The sequence below is a fragment of the Sphingomonas sp. genome, assembly GCF_035944535.1.
Taxonomy (GTDB): Bacteria; Pseudomonadota; Alphaproteobacteria; order Sphingomonadales; family Sphingomonadaceae; genus Sphingomonas_B.
The window spans coordinates 157,441-173,530 of the sequence record NZ_DASZBC010000014.1; the positions used below are offsets into that span (position 1 = coordinate 157,441).

At 65.5% G+C, this 16,090-nt stretch carries 22 protein-coding genes; 6 read left to right on the forward strand and 16 right to left on the reverse strand.

The features are described from left to right. Positions 1-11: 11 nt before the first annotated feature. The 12 genes from thrC to coxB form a co-directional block, all read right to left on the reverse strand. Positions 12-1,409, reverse strand: coding sequence for a threonine synthase (gene thrC / locus VGT77_RS13760; protein WP_327463540.1), 1,398 nt, complete (start codon positions 1,407-1,409; stop codon positions 12-14). Between the two features lie 10 nt (positions 1,410-1,419). Then, a complete protein-coding gene (locus VGT77_RS13765) occupies positions 1,420-1,986 on the reverse strand; it encodes an SURF1 family cytochrome oxidase biogenesis protein (protein WP_327463542.1) in 567 nt (188 codons plus the stop codon). Positions 1,987-2,007: 21 nt separating this feature from the next. After that, entirely contained in the window at positions 2,008-2,514 is a 507-nt protein-coding gene (locus VGT77_RS13770) for a DUF3291 domain-containing protein (protein ID WP_327463544.1), read from the reverse strand. Positions 2,515-2,517: 3 nt separating this feature from the next. Beyond that, the gene (locus VGT77_RS13775) at positions 2,518-3,360 is read right to left on the reverse strand and encodes a cytochrome c oxidase subunit 3 (RefSeq protein ID WP_327463546.1); all 843 of its coding nucleotides are present in this window, start codon (positions 3,358-3,360) and stop codon (positions 2,518-2,520) included. Positions 3,361-3,393: 33 nt separating this feature from the next. Beyond that, entirely contained in the window at positions 3,394-3,948 is a 555-nt protein-coding gene (locus VGT77_RS13780) for a cytochrome c oxidase assembly protein (protein ID WP_327463548.1), read from the reverse strand. Then, entirely contained in the window at positions 3,945-4,079 is a 135-nt protein-coding gene (locus VGT77_RS13785; protein WP_327463550.1) for a hypothetical protein, read from the reverse strand. Before VGT77_RS13785 ends, VGT77_RS13780 begins: the two co-directional genes overlap by 4 nt. Further along, positions 4,076-4,981, reverse strand: a complete 906-nt coding sequence (locus tag VGT77_RS13790) for a heme o synthase (protein WP_327463552.1) — start codon at positions 4,979-4,981, stop codon at positions 4,076-4,078. Before VGT77_RS13790 ends, VGT77_RS13785 begins: the two co-directional genes overlap by 4 nt. A 57-nt stretch (positions 4,982-5,038) precedes the next feature. Then, entirely contained in the window at positions 5,039-5,224 is a 186-nt protein-coding gene (locus VGT77_RS13795) for a hypothetical protein (protein ID WP_327463554.1), read from the reverse strand. A 90-nt stretch (positions 5,225-5,314) separates the two neighbouring features. Beyond that, the gene (locus VGT77_RS13800) at positions 5,315-5,503 is read right to left on the reverse strand and encodes a hypothetical protein (protein ID WP_327463556.1); all 189 of its coding nucleotides are present in this window, start codon (positions 5,501-5,503) and stop codon (positions 5,315-5,317) included. A 60-nt stretch (positions 5,504-5,563) separates the two neighbouring features. Next, positions 5,564-5,770, reverse strand: coding sequence for a cold-shock protein (locus VGT77_RS13805; RefSeq protein ID WP_327463558.1), 207 nt, complete (start codon positions 5,768-5,770; stop codon positions 5,564-5,566). A 216-nt stretch (positions 5,771-5,986) separates the two neighbouring features. Beyond that, on the reverse strand, positions 5,987-7,681 hold the full coding sequence (gene ctaD / locus VGT77_RS13810) for a cytochrome c oxidase subunit I (RefSeq protein ID WP_327463560.1): 1,695 nt from the start codon (positions 7,679-7,681) through the stop codon (positions 5,987-5,989). A 2-nt stretch (positions 7,682-7,683) separates the two neighbouring features. Next, complete coding sequence (coxB, locus tag VGT77_RS13815; protein ID WP_327463562.1) at positions 7,684-8,772, reverse strand: cytochrome c oxidase subunit II; 1,089 nt, start codon at positions 8,770-8,772, stop codon at positions 7,684-7,686. A 166-nt stretch (positions 8,773-8,938) separates the two neighbouring features. Here coxB and pyrE point away from each other — a divergent pair, with 166 nt between their 5' ends. From pyrE to VGT77_RS13840, 5 genes are all read left to right on the forward strand, one after another. Then, positions 8,939-9,520, forward strand: coding sequence for an orotate phosphoribosyltransferase (gene pyrE / locus VGT77_RS13820; protein WP_327463564.1), 582 nt, complete (start codon positions 8,939-8,941; stop codon positions 9,518-9,520). Continuing rightward, the gene (locus tag VGT77_RS13825) at positions 9,517-10,239 is read left to right on the forward strand and encodes a pyridoxine 5'-phosphate synthase (RefSeq protein WP_327463566.1); all 723 of its coding nucleotides are present in this window, start codon (positions 9,517-9,519) and stop codon (positions 10,237-10,239) included. Before pyrE ends, VGT77_RS13825 begins: the two co-directional genes overlap by 4 nt. Positions 10,240-10,375: 136 nt before the next feature. Further along, a complete protein-coding gene (gene acpS, locus VGT77_RS13830; RefSeq protein ID WP_327463568.1) occupies positions 10,376-10,777 on the forward strand; it encodes a holo-ACP synthase in 402 nt (133 codons plus the stop codon). A 5-nt stretch (positions 10,778-10,782) separates the two neighbouring features. Beyond that, a complete protein-coding gene (gene lepB, locus VGT77_RS13835; protein WP_414713421.1) occupies positions 10,783-11,658 on the forward strand; it encodes a signal peptidase I in 876 nt (291 codons plus the stop codon). Positions 11,659-11,699: 41 nt separating this feature from the next. Continuing rightward, positions 11,700-12,764, forward strand: coding sequence for an AI-2E family transporter (locus VGT77_RS13840; RefSeq protein WP_414713422.1), 1,065 nt, complete (start codon positions 11,700-11,702; stop codon positions 12,762-12,764). 90 nt (positions 12,765-12,854) lie between these two features. Here the strand turns inward: VGT77_RS13840 and VGT77_RS13845 are convergent, their stop codons facing one another. The 4 genes from VGT77_RS13845 to VGT77_RS13860 all read right to left on the reverse strand — a co-directional run bounded on the left by VGT77_RS13845 (position 12,855) and on the right by VGT77_RS13860 (position 14,742). Then, positions 12,855-13,436, reverse strand: coding sequence for an FKBP-type peptidyl-prolyl cis-trans isomerase (locus VGT77_RS13845; protein WP_327463572.1), 582 nt, complete (start codon positions 13,434-13,436; stop codon positions 12,855-12,857). A 153-nt stretch (positions 13,437-13,589) separates the two neighbouring features. Continuing rightward, positions 13,590-13,796, reverse strand: a complete 207-nt coding sequence (gene rpsU, locus VGT77_RS13850) for a 30S ribosomal protein S21 (RefSeq protein ID WP_046348761.1) — start codon at positions 13,794-13,796, stop codon at positions 13,590-13,592. Between the two features lie 277 nt (positions 13,797-14,073). Beyond that, positions 14,074-14,373, reverse strand: a complete 300-nt coding sequence (locus tag VGT77_RS13855) for a DUF1153 domain-containing protein (protein WP_327463999.1) — start codon at positions 14,371-14,373, stop codon at positions 14,074-14,076. Between the two features lie 108 nt (positions 14,374-14,481). Further along, on the reverse strand, positions 14,482-14,742 hold the full coding sequence (locus VGT77_RS13860) for a hypothetical protein (protein ID WP_327463579.1): 261 nt from the start codon (positions 14,740-14,742) through the stop codon (positions 14,482-14,484). A 140-nt stretch (positions 14,743-14,882) separates the two neighbouring features. On the opposite strand from VGT77_RS13860, the gene mnmA reads away from it, so the two are divergent. Continuing rightward, the gene (gene mnmA, locus VGT77_RS13865; protein WP_327464000.1) at positions 14,883-15,992 is read left to right on the forward strand and encodes a tRNA 2-thiouridine(34) synthase MnmA; all 1,110 of its coding nucleotides are present in this window, start codon (positions 14,883-14,885) and stop codon (positions 15,990-15,992) included. The last annotated feature ends 98 nt before the right edge of the window (positions 15,993-16,090 follow it).

Below are 16,090 nucleotides of genomic sequence, written 5' to 3' on the forward strand. Positions count from 1 at the left end.
CTTCGACAAGCTCAGCCCGAACGGGTGGGGGTCGCGCGTTCCGTGATGTAATTGGTGATCGCGTTCAGCTGTGCCGGCAGCACATCATAGCGCTCGTCCCGCTCGAACAGCGAGCCGACCCTGGACGGAAGCGATGGGCGCACTCCAGTCGCGCGCTCGACCGCGTCACGGAACTTGCCCGGATGCGCCGTCGCCAGCGTCACGACCGGTACACCGGGCGGCAACTCGGCTCCGCGCGCCGCAGCCAGGCCGATGGCGGTGTGCGGATCGAGCACCTGGCCCGATCCTTCGCAAGCCCAGCGCATCGCCAGCGCCATCGCTTCCGGATCGATGCGGGCGCTGCCGAAGATCGCGCCGGTGCCGCTCAGCTGCGTGCCAGTCAGCCGCATCGCGCGGGAGCGCCCGAACTCGGTCATCTGGCCGGGCACGGCAGCAGGATCGAGGTCGAACAGCAGCCGCTCGAAGTTGGAGCTGACCTGGATGTCCATGGACGGGGCCGCGGTCGGCGTCACTTCGCCCGCCGAATAGTCGCCGGCCGACAGCGCCCGGTGCAGGATGTCGTTGACGTTGGTGGCAACGATCAGCCGGGCGACCGGCAGCCCCATCTTCGCTGCCGCATAGCCCGCGAACACGTCTCCGAAATTGCCGGTCGGCACCGAAAAGGCGACCGGCCGTTCGGGTGCGCCCAGCCGCACGGCCGCATAGAAATAATAGACGATCTGGGCCATCAGCCGCGCCCAGTTGATCGAGTTCACCGCCGACAGGGTGAAGCGGCCGGCGAAGGCCTTGTCGGCGAACATCGCCTTCACCAGCGCCTGGGCGTCGTCGAAATTGCCTTCGATCGCGATGTTGTGGACGTTGGGCGCCTTGACCGTGGTCATCTGCCGCCGCTGCACGTCGGATACGCGGCCGTGCGGGTGGAGCATGAAGATGTCGACCTTGGCGCGGCCGGCGAGCGCGTCGATGGCCGCGGAGCCGGTGTCGCCGGACGTGGCGCCGATGACCGTCAGATGCGCGTCGCTGTCCTTCAGGAGACGTTCGAACAACAACCCGAGCAGTTGCAGCGCCACGTCCTTGAAGGCGAGCGTTGGACCATGGAACAGCTCCAGCAGCCAATGCTGTTCGTCCAGCTGGACCAGGGGCGTCACCGCTCGGTGTGCGAAGCGGCCATAAGCGAGCGTGCAGAGCGAGCGCAGTTCGTCTTCGCCCATCGCATCGCCGATAAAGGGCATCATCACCCGCACGGCCGTCTCGACATAGGAGAGTCCGGCGAGCGCAGCGATCTCGTCCGCCGTAAAGCGCGGCCATTTGGCGGGCATGTAAAGGCCGCCATCGCTCGCCAGCCCCGCCAGCGTCACGCCCTTGAAGTCGAGCCGCGGCGCCGCCCCCCTGGTGCTCACATAATCCATCGTCGCGCCTCTATCGGCTCCGCCGCTTCAGCGCGAGAAAGTAAATCACGGCGGCGACCAAGGCGAAGAAGAACCATTGCACCGCGTAAGCGAGGTGATTGTTCGGCACGTCGTCCAGCGATGGCGCACGTGCCCGTTGCAGTCCGGCGGGAGGGCGGTCGGCGATCAACCGGATCGTCCGCTCGCTGTCCGGCCCGATCACTCCCACGACGATACCGCCGCCCCATGCGGGCTGGCTGGGTCTGGCGGACCAGCCGGCGGCGATGTTCGCTGCTCCCTGCGGCGTCTCGCACGTAGCGATGTGGAGCCAGCCGGCATCGCCCTTCACGTTGCGGCCACTTGCCTGGCGCCAGCCCAGCACGCGCGAGCAATCGACCTTGCTGCGGCGGAACAGCGGCGGATGGGCGGGATCGAAGCGCGTCGGCCAGGCGATCGGCATCAGGCCCTGCGCAGCTGCATAGCGGTCCAGCGCTGCATTCTTCTGCGCGCGGCGATCCAGCTGCCAAAAGCCGAGGCCGATCATCACCGCCACGGCTGCCGCGACGACCAGAGTTGGGAAGAGGGGAAGCCTGGCCAACGGATCAGCGCCCCAGCCGCCTCACGCGCGACCGACGCACCATGGGTCGGGCTGCATGTCGAAGGGTGCTCCCGGCTGGTTGGGAGAGGGGAAGCGCGTCTTGAAGGTGAAGGCATCGCGCGAGGGGCCGAAGCGGTCCAGCCGCCACAATCGCGACAGGCCTTCGTCGATCGTCGGGATAGTGCCGGCGGGTATCCACCACAGCGCCTGATAGGCGCCGTCGAACCGGCCGAACCAGTCGCGCCGCTGCGCCATGACCGGCGTGTGCGCGCTCCGATACACGAAGGCGAACAGGGCTTCGGCGTCGGTCCAGACCGACATGTTCAGAATGAACAGCGGATCGTCGGTGACCTGGATATCGGTCGCGTTGCCGCTGTCGCTCTGTAGCCGCCAGACAAAGCCGGGGCTCGCATCGGCCAGCGCATTGATCCGGTCAAGCTCGGCGAAGAAGCCGGCCACTTGCGGATCGCCGGACGGCGCGGTGAGCCGTCCGACATTGATCTGCGCGAGGTGCCAACCTTGCTCCATCGCCTAGTGCGCGGCGCCCCAGCTGCCCCAGACATAGACGACGACGAACAGGAACAGCCAGACGACGTCGACGAAGTGCCAGTACCAGGCCGCGGCTTCGAAGCCGAAATGCTGGCGCGGCGTGAAGTGGCCCTTATAGGCGCGCACCAGGCAGACGATCAGGAAGATCGTGCCGACCAGCACGTGGAAGCCGTGAAAACCCGTCGCCATGTAGAAGGCGGCACCGTAGTTCAGGCCCTTGAACGGGATCTCGGCGTGCATGTACTCGTACGCCTGGATGCTGGTGAAGATCAGGCCGAGAATGATCGTCAGCCACAGCCCCTTTTTCAGCCCATCGCGATCGCCATGGATCAGGGCGTGGTGCGCCCAGGTGACGGTGGTGCCCGAGCAAAGCAGAATTAGCGTGTTCAGCAGCGGAAAGGCGAAGGGATCGATGATCTCCAGCCCCTTGGGCGGGAAGGTTGCGGGCGCCGTTTCGCTGAGCGTCGCCGCGCCATCGGCCACTTCGATCGGCACCGGGAAAAGCGAGAAGTCGAACCAGGCCCAGAACCAGCCGACGAAGAACATCACTTCCGACGCGATGAACAGGATCATGCCATAGCGCAGGTGCAGCGACACGACCGGCGTGTGATCGCCTGCATGCGCTTCCTTGATGACCTGCGCCCACCAGCCATACATGGTGAAAAGGACGCCGGCCAAGCCGAGGAAGAACACCCAGCCGCCGAAGCGCGCCTCGTGCATCCACATGATGCCGCCCGCCGCCATGATCAGGGCCGTGAAGGCGCCGATCAGCGGCCAGGGGCTGGGCGGAAGGATATGGTATTCGTGGTTCTTGGCGCCGGCCATGAAGCTTTCCCTGATACGGTCTTTGATCCGCCTCTAGCGAGCCTTTGCGGACGCCTCAACCGGGTAGAAGGTGTAGCTCAGTGTGATCTGCTGAACGTCCCTGGCGTCTTCGTCCTTCAGCATGGCCGGGTCGACGAAGTAGATGATCGGCATGCGCACCCGCTCGCGAGGCTTCAGCGTCTGCTCGGTGAAGCAGAAACAGTCGATCTTCTTGAAATGGCCACCGGCCTGGTCGGGGGAAACATTATAGGTGGCGCGGCCGGTCACCGGCCGGTCGGTCAGGTTTTCGGCGATGTAGAAGGCCATCAGTCGCTCGCCGACGCGCACCTGCTCGACATTCTTCTCGGGGCGAAAGCGCCAGGGAAGGCCGGAGTTCACGTTCGCATCGAAGCGGACCAGCACGGTGCCGGCGGCAGGCTTCCAAGGCAGGTCCGCATCGGTGGCCCGTCCGGTCGTCCCGGCAAAGCCCGTCACTTGGCAGAAGAGCTGGTAGAGCGGCACCGCGGCAAAGCCCAAGCCGACCATAAACAGCGCGATCAGCCCGGCCAGCATCGCGGAACGACGATTGCGGATGGCGAGATCGGTCACGGAAGGCTCTGGATCTTGGCGATGGTAATGAAGAAGAAGAGGATGGCGAAGGCTGCCAAGATCAGCGCGGTCACCAGTGCGCGCGACTTCTGCCGGGCGCGGATCTCGTCCTGCCGGTCCGGCTCCGTCATGCGAGCACCAGCCGGTCCACGACCAAAGCAGCGAACAGCACGAAGAGATAGAGAATCGAGAAACCGAACAGCCTCTTTTCCGGCTGCATCTGCTCGGGCGCGGTCGCCCGATTGCACCACACGCGAACGGCGAGCGCCAAAAAGACCGCGTTAAGCGCAAGAGCGGCGACGCCGTAGATCGGGCCGGTCAGCCCGAGCGCCCAAGGCGCAACGGCCGAAATCGCCAGCGCGCCGCTGTAGAGCAGGATCTGCGCGCGTGTTGCCTTGGCGCCTGCGGTCACCGGCAGCATCGGGATGCCGGCGGCTGCGTAATCCGTTTTCACGAACAGGGCGAGCGCCCAGAAATGCGGCGGCGTCCACAGGAAAATGATCACGAAAAGCAGCGCCGGCAGCATGGTCACGTCACCGGTCGCGGCTGCCCAGCCGAGCAGCGGCGGAAAGGCGCCGGCCGCGCCCCCGATGACGATGTTCTGCGGCGTGTTCGGCTTCAGCCAGACGGTATAGACCACTGCGTAGAAGAAGATCGAAAAGGCAAGAATGCCGGCGGCCAGCCAGTTGGTGGCGATCCCCAGCAGCATGACGGAGAAGCCGGCGACGCCAACGCCGAAATGCAGCGCGGTGGTCCGATCGACGCGCCCGCCCGGCAGCGGCCGATTGGCAGTCCGCTTCATCTTGGCGTCGAGATCGGCCTCGTACCATTGGTTGAGCGCGCCCGACGCGCCCGCCCCCAGCGCGATCGCAAGGATGGCGGTAAAGCCCAGGACCGGATCGATCGGGGCTCGGGAGGCGAGCAGGCCGCACAGCGCAGTGAAGACGACGAGCGACATCACGCGCGGCTTGGTAAGCGCGAAAAGGTCCCGCCAATCGGCCGGAAGCGGCGTCGAAGATTCGGCAGCGATCATGAGATGGCCGCCATATAGGCGCGCCTCACCGGAAGGGGAAGCGCTTCGCTGACTCGATCAGGCGAGCGCCTTGGCCTGCTCCAGCCGAGATTTGAGCTGGCGCTGGATCAGCGAGCCCGAAAGATGCGCATCGACCGAGTCGAGCTGTTCCTTTTTCAACTGGATGCGAATGTCGGCAACGGTGCGGCAGGAGCCGGATGCAGCAAGCACGAAGGCTCGCTCGAGGGTGCTTTGGCGCTGCATGATGGGCTCCTTCCGAACGCGGGCAGACAGATGCGGCGCTGCCCTCAAGAATGCTGCGGAAGTGTAACGATCGGAGGCCCGAAAGGTTGCCTAGACTTTGCTCTCGGCCCCGGCGAGCCGGTCGGCGCGAAGGCGATCGGTGAGTTCGATCCGTTCCGCCATCTCAAGCCAGGCGGCGGCCGAACGAAGGCACCGCTCGCGCACATTGTCGAGCGTCGCGGCATCGGCCGCTTCCCGCGCGGCTTGAGCTTGTGCTCGGTAAACAAGGGCCTGGCTCACGCGCGCTCCGGTAAAGAGGGAGGGGAGGCGGCGAGCTGGTAAGGCCCGCCGCCGATAGGGTTACGCGCTCTGGAGATTGACCGCGCTGCTCTTGCCGCGGCGATCCGTCTCCAGCTCGTAAGACACGCGCTGGTCGCGGTCGAGCGTACGCATGCCGGCGCGCTCGACGGCCGAGATGTGCACGAACGCGTCGGCGCTGCCGTCTTCGGGCTGGATGAAGCCATAGCCCTTGTCGGCGTTGAAGAATTTGACGGTGCCAGTGATCATGTGAGTCTTCCTTCTTAGAACAGGCGGCCGACTGCCGGCGCGTCTGAGCAGCAGTGCAGGGAGAGAAGGAAGAAGGAGCCGCAAAGCACCAAAGACCGTCGGTTTGCGACTGTAGCGGGCGTTAGATGGGGAAGGCCGGCCACTCAGGCAAGAGCACAATGAAAAAGAGGCGGAGCCGACGCCCCGCCTCTCATTCATTCCAGCTCGTTACCGGCCTTAATGGTGACTGCCGCTGTCGATGACTGGCAGTGTTTCGAACTGGTGGAAGGGCGGCGGCGAGGACAGCGTCCACTCCAGCGTCGTCGCGCCTTCGCCCCAGGGATTATCTTCCGCCTTGCGTCCCGCCAGCAGCGACCAGAACAGGTTGACGAAGAAGATCACCATGCCGGCGGCCATGATCGCATAACCGGTCGAAGCCATCTCGTTATAGGCTGTGTAGGCGTCCGGATAATCCGGATAGCGGCGCGGCATGCCCTGCATGCCCAGGAAGTGCATCGGAAAGAACAGCAGGTTCACGCCGATGAAGAACACCCAGAAATGCAGCTGGCCGAGCAGCTCATTATAATGCCGGCCGCTCATCTTCGCGAACCAGTAATAGAAGCCCGCGAACAGCGCGAACACGGCGCCCAGCGACAGCACATAGTGGAAGTGCGCGACGACATAATAGGTGTCGTGCAGCACATCGTCGACGCCGCCATTGGCGAGTACGACGCCGGTGACGCCGCCAACGGTGAACAGGAAGATAAAGCCCAGCGCCCAGAGCATCGGCGTCTTGAAGCTGAGCGAGCCGCCCCACATGGTCGCGATCCAGCTGAAGATCTTGATGCCAGTCGGCACCGCGATGACCATCGTCGCTGCGGTGAAGTACATCTTCACGTTCACGCTCATGCCGGTCGTGAACATGTGGTGTGCCCACACGACGAAGCCGATCACGCCGATCGCGACCATGGCATAGGCCATGCCGAGATAGCCGAAGACCGGCTTGCGGCTGAACGTTGCGATAACCTGGCTGACGATGCCGAAGCCGGGCAGGATCATGATGTAGACTTCGGGGTGGCCGAAGAACCAGAACAGGTGCTGGTAGAGCACCGGGTCGCCGCCGCCGGCCGGGTCGTAGAAGGCCGTGCCGAAGTTGCGGTCGGTCAGCAGCATGGTGATCGCCGCGGCCAGCACCGGTAGCGCGAGCAGCAGCAGGAACGCGGTCACCAGCACCGACCAGACGAACAGCGGCATCTTGTGCAGGGTCATGCCTGGCGCGCGCATGTTGAAGATGGTGGTGATGAAGTTGATCGCGCCGAGGATCGAGCTCGCGCCCGCCAAGTGGAGCGACAGGATCGCCATGTCGACCGCCGGCCCCGGGGCGCCGGTGGTCGAGAGCGTCGGATAGACCGTCCAGCCCACGCCCGCGCCGTTGCCCGTTCCGCCGGGCACGAACGCCGAGCCCAGCAGCAGGATGAACGCAGGCACCAGCAGCCAGAAGGAGATGTTGTTCATGCGCGGGAACGCCATGTCCGGCGCCCCGATCATGATCGGCACGAACCAGTTGCCGAAACCGCCGATCATCGCCGGCATGACCATGAAGAACACCATGATCAGGCCGTGCGCGGTGATCAGCGAGTTCCACAGGTGATAGGCCTGATCCATGCTGGCAGCCGAGCCTTCGACCATCGACGCCCAGGTCTGCAGATACTGCACGCCCGGCTGGGCGAGCTCCATGCGCATCAGGCCGGACACCGCGCCGCCGATGATCCCCGCGATGATCGCGAAGATCAGGTAGAGGGTGCCGATATCCTTGTGATTGGTCGACATGAACCAGCGGGCGAAAAAGCCCGGCTTATGGTCCGCGTCATGCGCATGATGGTGCGCGTGATCCCCGTGAAACTCGGACGGAGTGGCTGCGATATCGGTCATTCTTACTGATTCCCGTTGGGCTGGCCGCCCTGGCTGGTTGCGGGAGGAGTGGCGGTGCCGGGCGTCGGCGTGTCGGTCGCGCTGACCGGCTCAGGCCCGGCCTTCAGCTGGTCGGCAGCCTTGGGAGCAACGAGAGCGGGGGTCTTGGGCCCGCCCATTGTGCCGCCCTTCGACGCCACCCACGCCGCGAAGCGCGCCGGCGACACGACCTCAACCGCGATCGGCATATATGCATGGCGGGCGCCGCACAGTTCCGAGCACTGGCCGAAATAGACGCCTTCCTTTTCCGCCTTGAAGGTCATTTCGTTTATGCGGCCAGGGACGGCGTCGAGCTTGAACCAGAAAGCCGGGATCGCCCAGGCATGGATCACGTCGTTGGACGTGGTCTGCAGCCGGATTTCGCGGCCGACCGGGATCACCATGCGGTTATCGACTGCCAAGAGACGCGGCCCGTCTGCATATTGCCGCTGCCGGGCCCCAGGCTTGGGCGTGTCCTCCAGCATGTTGGAGACGACCTCGAAGCCGCCATTGTCGGGATATTGGTAGGTCCAATACCATTGGTTGCCGATCGCCTTGACGGTCAGCGCGTCCTTGCCGGCCGGCTTGAACTGGGCCGCGAGCAGGCTGATCGATGGGATCGCGATCGCGACCAGGATCAGCACTGGCACCAAGGTCCAGATCACCTCGACCAGGGTGTTGTGCGACGTGCGCGACGGCACCGGGTTGGCCGAACGGCGGAAGCGGATGATCACGTAGAGCATCAGCAGCAGCACCAGGGCCGAGATGCCGATCATCATCGGCACCAGGATGTAATCGTGCATCCACAGGGCCTTGCGGCCATTGGGGCTGACCTGCTCCTGCAGCGTGATGTGGCCGTCGACGGGCATGCCGACGCCGGTTACCGGCGCGATGGAGGGCGTGACCGGGCCGGCAGCGGTAGCCGCGACCTGCGGCTGCTCGGCGCTTTCCTGCGTCGCCGGAGCGCGTTCGACCAGGGTGCTCGGGTCCTGCTTCGGCGCGTCTTGCGCCATCGCCGCCGTCGGCGCCAGTGCGAGGCCGAGGGCAAGCAGGAGGGTCTTGGCGAGCTTCATAGGCTTCCTGTTCTATACCGTGGTTGCGCGGGACGACGCTCGGCAACGGACGTGCGAAACGTGATTTGGCGCGGCTTATAGGCACGGTTTTCCACTCTCTCAAGCGGTTCGGCGCGGCTTTCGGGCGGATTGCCTGCAAGCGTCCGGGGCCCTATGCCGCGCGGCCATGACCGAGGATGAGGTTCTGGCCGAATTCCGCGCCGCCGAGGCGCTGCTGGAGGGGCATTTCATTCTCTCCTCCGGCCTGCGTAGCCCCCGCTACCTCCAATGCGCGCGCGTGCTGATGAACCCGGCTCGAGGCGCGCGCCTGGCCGAGGCGTTGGCGGCGAAGCTGCTGGCCGAAATCCGGACACAGATCGAAGCAGTGGTGTCGCCGGCGATGGGCGGCGTGATCGCGGGCCATGAAGTGGCGCGGGCGCTGGGCGTCGACGCGATGTTCCTCGAACGGCCGACCGGGACGTTCGAACTGCGCCGCGGCTTCCGGCTGACGCCCGGCCAGAAGGTGCTGATGATGGAGGACGTCGTCACCACCGGCCTTTCGTCCCGCGAAGCCATTGCTGCGATCCGGGCCGCCGGCGGCGAGGTCGTAGCGGCGGCGGCGCTCGTCGACCGCTCCAACGGCAGCGCCGATCTGGGCGTCCCCTTCTACCCGCTGATCCGCCTCGACGTTCCAAGCTACGAGGCGGACAAGCTCCCTCCCGAACTCGCCGCCATTCCCGCGATCAAGCCGGGGAGCCGCGCGGCGTGACTCTCCGCCTCGGCGTCAACATCGATCACGTCGCCACCATCCGCAATGCCCGCGGCGGCGAGCACCCGGACCCGATGCGCGCGGTGCGGATCGTCGAGCAGGCCGGCGGCGACGGCATCACCGTTCACCTTCGCGAAGACCGGCGCCACATCCGCGACCTCGACCTCGATGCGCTGATGAGTGAGACCCGGCTGCCGGTAAATCTCGAAATGGCAGCGACCGATGAGATGCTCGCCATCGCGCTTCGCCATCGCCCGCACGCCGCCTGCATCGTGCCGGAAAAGCGCGAGGAGCGGACTACCGAGGGCGGGCTCGATGCACGCGGGCAGCATAATCACCTGGCGCCGATCGTCGCCCGCCTGCTCGATGCCGGCATTCGCGTCAGCCTGTTCATCGAACCCGAGCCCGCGCAGATCGAAGCGGCGTTGCGCCTGCGTGCTCCCGTGGTCGAGCTGCATACCGGCCGCTATGCCCATCTCTCGGAAACCGATCGCGAAATGGAGCTGAAGCGCCTTACCGACGCCGCCGCGCTCGCCGCCAAGAACGGCATCGAGCCCCACGCTGGGCACGGCCTCACCTTCGACAATGTCGTGCCCGTTGCCGCTATCCCGCAGCTTCGAGAGCTGAACATCGGCCATTTCCTCGTCGGCGAAGCGATCTTCATCGGCCTGGAAGAGAGCGTGCGGCGGATGAAGACGCTGATGGAGAGCGCAAGATGATCCTCCCCGGCACGGGGAGGGGGACCGCGCGCGCGAGCGCGTGGTGGAGGTGGCTCGTCGCCCAGGCGAGCGTGTCCCCGGCCCCCCTCCACCAGCCTGCGGCTGGTCCCCCTCCCCGTCCCGGGGAGGAGTGGTTGTGATCGTCGGCCTTGGTTCCGACCTGTGCAACATCGAGCGCATTCAGGCGTCGCTCGACCGCTTCGGCGAGCGATTCGAGAAGCGCGTCTTCACCGATGCCGAGCGCGCCAAGGCGGCCAAGCGCCCCTACACCCGCGCCGGCACCTACGCCAAGCGCTTTGCCGCCAAGGAGGCCTTTTCCAAGGCGGTCGGCACCGGCTTCAGGCGCGGCGTGTTCATGAAGGACATCGGCGTCGTCAATGCGCCGTCAGGGGCGCCGACGTTGAGGCTGGAGGCGGGAGCCAAGGCGGCGCTCGACGCGCTTGTCCCTCCCGGGCACAAGGCCCAGATACATTTGACGTTGACCGACGATCATCCCTGGGCACAGGCGTTCGTCATTATCGAGGCGGTGCCGCTGTGACAGGGATCGAAGGCGTGAGCGAAGGCGACAAGGTCGAAACGGCGAAACCGGTGCCCGCGCCCAAAAAGGGCACCGACTGGGCTGGCGAGGCCAAGGGCATCTTCTGGCTGATCCTCGCCGTGCTCGGCTTTCACAGCTTTATCGCCAAGCCCTTTTACATCCCGTCCGAATCGATGATGCCGGGCCTGCTGGTCGGCGACCGGCTGGTGGTCACCAAATATCCCTATGGCTGGTCGTTCGTCTCCCCGACCTTCCACCTGCTGCCCTATATGGAAGGCCGCCTGTTCGGCAGCATGCCGGAGCGCGGCGATGTCGTGATCGCGTCGCCGCCGGGGGCGCGCCAGGACTATATCAAGCGCGTCGTCGGCCTGCCGGGGGACCGGCTGGAGATGCGCAACGGCACCTTGATCATCAACGGCGTGCCGGTGAAGCGGAGCCTGCCCGCGCCGCGCCTGGTGCCGGTGGACGAGAATGCGCCGTGCAGCGACGTCCAATTCCCGGGGCGCTTGGTGACCGGCCCCGACAATGCGCCCTATTGCGAGTTGCCGATCGTCCGCGAGACGCTGCCCAATGGCCGCAGCTATGAAACGATCGAGTTGGGCGCGAGCCGCACCGACGATTTCGCGCCGATGACCATTCCGGCCAATCACCTGTTCCTGATGGGCGACAATCGCGACCGCTCGGCGGACAGCCGCGTGTCGCTAGCGGAGGGCGGACTGGGCGGGCCGATCCCCTGGGAGAATATCGGCGGCCGCGCCGAGTTCATCACCTTCTCATTGGATGGCACGGCGCAGTGGTGGAACCCGATCAGCTGGCTCCAGGCGCTGCGCTCCGGACGGGCCGGCTCCTCGCTCCACCCGCAGGAGGATGAAGGGCGGTGAGCGACGAGCTCGCCCCCGTCACCACTGCGGCCCCTGCCGAAATGCGCGATCCGCTCGTCCGGGCGGAACTGAAGCGCGCCGGCGTGTGGTTCGGCATTGCCGTCGCCCTTGCCCTGACCGTGCTGCTGATCCAGCCGCTGATGCTGATCTTCGCGGGTCTCGTCTTCGCATCGATGCTGGACGGCGGCGCACGGCTGCTAGGAAGGGCGCTTCCGATCGGGCGCAGTTGGCGCGTCGGCATCGTGATGATCGCGGCGCTCGCCTTCATCTTCGGCATTTTTTATTGGACCGGCGTCGAGATTTCCAACCAGGCGGCGCAGCTTTGGGTGACGCTGCAGGCGCAGGGAACGCGATTTGTCGCCTGGCTTTCCGGCATGGGGCTGGTCCCGGCGCAGCGCGACCTGATGGAATTCGTGCGTCAGGCCATGGGGTCGCTCGGCCGGATTACCGGCTATGTGAACACGGCGTTTGGCGCGATCACCAGTGCCTTTCTGGTCATTGTGATCGGGCTGTTCATCGCCCTCGAGCCGCGGCTGTACGAACGCGGCCTGGCCTGGCTGGTGCCGACCCGCCAGCGCCGCCAGTTCGAGATCACGCTCGACCGCATGGCCCACACCATGCGGCGGCTGATGGCCGGGCGGCTGCTCGGCATGGTCGTGGAAGGCGTGCTCACTTGGATCGCGCTCAGCATCGGCGGGGTCCCGATGGCGCTGCTGCTCGGCATCCTGACCGGCATTCTCGCCTTCATCCCCAATGTCGGCGCCTTCATCGCCGGCGTGATCATGGTCGCCGTCGGCTTCTCGGCAGGCGTCGATACGGGGCTCTGGGCGATCGGCACCTATGTCGTGGTGCAGACCTTCGACGGCTATGTGCTGCTGCCCTATGTCGCCCGGAAGACGGTCGACCTGCCGCCCGCGCTGACGCTCGGCGCGCAGATCCTGCTCGGCACCCTGCTCGGCTTCATGGGCCTGCTGCTCGCCGACCCGATCACCGCGATGATCAAGGTCTGGCTGGAGCGCGGATCGGAGCAGGAAGAGGCAAAGGCGGGGGAGACGACCACCTCTCCCATGGGGAGAGGTCGAGACGCGCCCGGCGCGTCCGGGTGAGGGGATGGCGATCAGGACGTCAGGCGACATTCCCTCTCACCCCGCTCAGCTTCGCTGAGTCGCCCTCTCCCGAAGGGAGAGGGAGAAGAGTTAACGCTGCCCCGGCATCCCGCCCGGTGCGCCGCCGCCCATCATCTGCTGCATCTGCATTTGCTGCACCACGGCCATAGGCAGGAACTCGATTAGTTCGACGTCGAAGACGAGCAGCGAGTTGGCAGGAATGACGGCGCCTTGGCTTTGTTCGCCGTAACCGAGTTCAGGCTTGATCCAGAGCCGATACTTCCCGCCCTTTTTCATAAGCTTCAGGCCTTCGGAGAATCCCGGGACGACCTGCGAAACCGGCAAAGGAGACCGCTGGTTTTGATCGAACACCTTACCGTCGCGGAGGCTACCGACATAGTTGATCAGAGCGACATCGTCATCTGTGGGGCTCGCCCCCGCGCCCTCCCGCAGCACCTGATATTGAAGGCCGGACGCAGTCGTCTGCACCCCTTGCTGTCGAGCATTCCAGGCCAGGAACTGATCGTTGGTCCCGTCCTTGTTGCCGCGCACTGCTCCGGTGCCCGCCCAAGCCAAGGACGCCGCGGCAAGCAGCGCCAGCGCCAACCCGCCCCACAGCATCACCAGCACGCGGCGCGGAGTGGGGGCGATGGGAACGGCAGTGACGGACATAAAAGGGGCTCCGGTCAGAAGGTAGGGCAGCTAACTGCCATGGCAAAAGAAAACCGTCCATCCCGACTGGAATGAACGGCTTCTTCTCATCGAATTGACACGATGGATCCCGGCTTTCGCCGGAATGACTCTACGCGCGCTGTGCGCGCTCGGTCACTTCACCCCGTCGCGCTCGGCGCGCTTGCGCTCGAGCTTGCGCGCGCGGCGGATCGCGGCGGCGCGCTCGCGGGCGCGCTTCTCGGACGGCTTCTCGTAATGACGGCGCAGCTTCATCTCGCGATACACGCCCTCGCGCTGCAGCTTCTTCTTGAGCGCGCGCAGGGCCTGGTCGACATTGTTGTCGCGGACGAGAATTTGCATAAAGCCGTCAGTCTCCGTTCTTCTCAAGCGGTCCGGTGGCCGCTCACTCGGCCCGCCAAACGCCAAACATAGAAAGTGGTTCGTCGCACCATGAGCGCGCCGCGAAGGGCGCCCTCTACACATGCTCGCCTGAGTCGACAAGCCTCAAGCTGTCTCCGCATCCAAATACCGTTCGGGCTGAGCCTGTCGAAGCCCTCCCTTTCCTCCACCGGTCCCGTGATGAAGAAGGGAGGGCTTCGACAAGCTCAGCCCGAACCGGGTTGGAGTTAGGTCCCGATCAGTATTTCTGTTGGCGCTCGTACAGCGACTTGTAATGCTGGATGCGCGTTACCCTGAGGCCGGGCATGCCGGACCGATCAACCGCCCGTTGCCATGCCGCGAACTCCTCCACGGTCAGCCGGTAGCGTTCGCACACTTCGTCGACGGTCAGCAGCCCGCCATTCACCGCCGCGACCACTTCGGCCTTGCGGCGCACCACCCAACGACTGGTCTCCGGCGAGGGAAGCGTGTCCAGCGTCAGCGGCTCGCCGAGCGGGCCGATCACCTGAGCGGGGCGGATTTTCTGGTTTTCGAGCATCATGACCTCAAAGCAACTGCGGCTCTCTTGAAGAGCCAAACGCGAACGCGGCATCGGCTTAGCGAGCGCGGGTTCAGGAACGTTGAAATGCGAGGGTAAACATCGGCGTTACGATCCTTTCGGCGGAGTTAGCATCGTCGCGACGCCGGTGTTGAAGCTGGCCGCGGAAACGGCGCCGCGCCGGCGCCGTGCCGCGAACAGTTCGACCAGCGAGACGGCGCTGACCGGCCCGGCTTCCGACGAAGCGATCACCTGCGCGGTCGGACTGGCGGCCTGCCGCGCCACTGCCATCGCGACGATGGTCGCAAAGTCCGGCTTCACCGGCTGGGCGGTGAGCTTCCACTCCGAAATGCACTTGTCCTGCTCCATTCGCCCCCCATTGGCTGATCACCCATGTACCGATGAGGGTTGAAGCTGCGGTAAAGGCGATTGCGGGAAATACGTCACAGTGCGGCAAGGACTTGCCGCCGGGTGACGCGCCGCCGCCCTGCCCCTATATGCGCCGCCACATGCAGGCCGATTTCCAGCTGGGGCCCGATCTTCGGGGCAAGCGCATCGTGGTCGCCATGTCGGGCGGCGTCGATTCGTCGGTCGTGGCCGCGCTCGCCGCGCGCTCGGGCGCGGAGACGATCGGCGTGACGCTCCAGCTCTATGACCATGGTGCCGCGGTGAAGCGGGCGGGCAGCTGCTGCGCCGGCCAGGACATTCGCGACGCGCGCGCCGTGTGCGACCGGCTCGGCATCGCACATTACGTGTTCGATCACGAAAGCGCCTTTCGAGAATCGGTGATCGATCAGTTCGCCGACGAGTATCTGGCAGGCCGCACGCCCATTCCCTGCGTCCGCTGTAACATGGGCGTGAAATTCACGGACCTGTTCCGCCTCTCGCGTGATCTCGGCGCAGACTGCCTGGCGACGGGCCACTATGTCCGCCGCGTCGAAGGACTTGAAGGGCCGGAACTGCATCGTGCGGCCGATCCGGCGCGAGACCAGAGCTATTTCCTGTTCGCGACCACGGCGGGGCAGCTCGACTATCTTCGCTTTCCCTTGGGCGGCATGCCCAAGTCGGAGGTGCGCGCCATTGCGGCCGAGCTGGGCCTGGGCGTCGCCGCCAAGCCCGACAGCCAGGACATTTGCTTTGTGCCGGACGGGAATTATGCCGGACTGGTCAAGAAGCTGCGCCCGGAGGCGGAGACCGAAGGCGAGATCGTCGATCTGACGGGCCGCGTGCTCGGCCGCCACAAGGGGCTGATCCACTTCACGGTCGGCCAGCGCAAGGGCCTCGAGATCGGCGGCCAGCCCGAACCGCTCTATGTCATCCGTCTCGATGCAGCGGAGCAGCGCGTGATCGTCGGTCCGAAACGCGCTCTCGCGGTCGCAAGCGCGCGGCTGAGCGACATCAACTGGATCGGCGGCACCGCGCCCGCCGCCTTCACCGCCAAGGTCCGCTCGCTCGCCAAGCCGGTTCCGGCGCGGCTGGACGGCGACCGCCTCCACTTTCTCGCGCCGGAATATGGCGTCAGCCCGGGTCAGGCGGCCGTCCTCTACAGCGGGGACCGAGTTCTGGGCGGCGGATGGATCGAGGAAACCGAAGCCGCTCTTATGTCGGAAGCGGCTTAATCGAAGAGTCGACGGAAGGTCGACTGTGCGCGTCTCTTCACGTGACTGAGAGATCGTGGATAACCTTTCCAAATGATGCATTGTGCTTCATAGCGTAG

Coding starts and splice junctions, on each gene's coding strand:
- thrC (WP_327463540.1), bottom strand. CDS start 1,409: ATGGATTATGTGAGCACCAGGGGGGCGGCGCCGCGGCTCGACTTCAAG.
- VGT77_RS13770 (WP_327463544.1), bottom strand. CDS start 2,514: ATGGAGCAAGGTTGGCACCTCGCGCAGATCAATGTCGGACGGCTCACC.
- VGT77_RS13775 (WP_327463546.1), bottom strand. CDS start 3,360: ATGGCCGGCGCCAAGAACCACGAATACCATATCCTTCCGCCCAGCCCC.
- VGT77_RS13785 (WP_327463550.1), bottom strand. CDS start 4,079: ATGACGGAGCCGGACCGGCAGGACGAGATCCGCGCCCGGCAGAAGTCG.
- VGT77_RS13790 (WP_327463552.1), bottom strand. CDS start 4,981: ATGATCGCTGCCGAATCTTCGACGCCGCTTCCGGCCGATTGGCGGGAC.
- VGT77_RS13795 (WP_327463554.1), bottom strand. CDS start 5,224: ATGCAGCGCCAAAGCACCCTCGAGCGAGCCTTCGTGCTTGCTGCATCC.
- VGT77_RS13805 (WP_327463558.1), bottom strand. CDS start 5,770: ATGATCACTGGCACCGTCAAATTCTTCAACGCCGACAAGGGCTATGGC.
- ctaD (WP_327463560.1), bottom strand. CDS start 7,681: ATGACCGATATCGCAGCCACTCCGTCCGAGTTTCACGGGGATCACGCG.
- coxB (WP_327463562.1), bottom strand. CDS start 8,772: ATGAAGCTCGCCAAGACCCTCCTGCTTGCCCTCGGCCTCGCACTGGCG.
- pyrE (WP_327463564.1), top strand. CDS start 8,939: ATGACCGAGGATGAGGTTCTGGCCGAATTCCGCGCCGCCGAGGCGCTG.
- VGT77_RS13840 (WP_414713422.1), top strand. CDS start 11,700: ATGCGCGATCCGCTCGTCCGGGCGGAACTGAAGCGCGCCGGCGTGTGG.
- VGT77_RS13845 (WP_327463572.1), bottom strand. CDS start 13,436: ATGTCCGTCACTGCCGTTCCCATCGCCCCCACTCCGCGCCGCGTGCTG.
- rpsU (WP_046348761.1), bottom strand. CDS start 13,796: ATGCAAATTCTCGTCCGCGACAACAATGTCGACCAGGCCCTGCGCGCG.
- VGT77_RS13855 (WP_327463999.1), bottom strand. CDS start 14,373: ATGCTCGAAAACCAGAAAATCCGCCCCGCTCAGGTGATCGGCCCGCTC.
- VGT77_RS13860 (WP_327463579.1), bottom strand. CDS start 14,742: ATGGAGCAGGACAAGTGCATTTCGGAGTGGAAGCTCACCGCCCAGCCG.
- mnmA (WP_327464000.1), top strand. CDS start 14,883: ATGCAGGCCGATTTCCAGCTGGGGCCCGATCTTCGGGGCAAGCGCATC.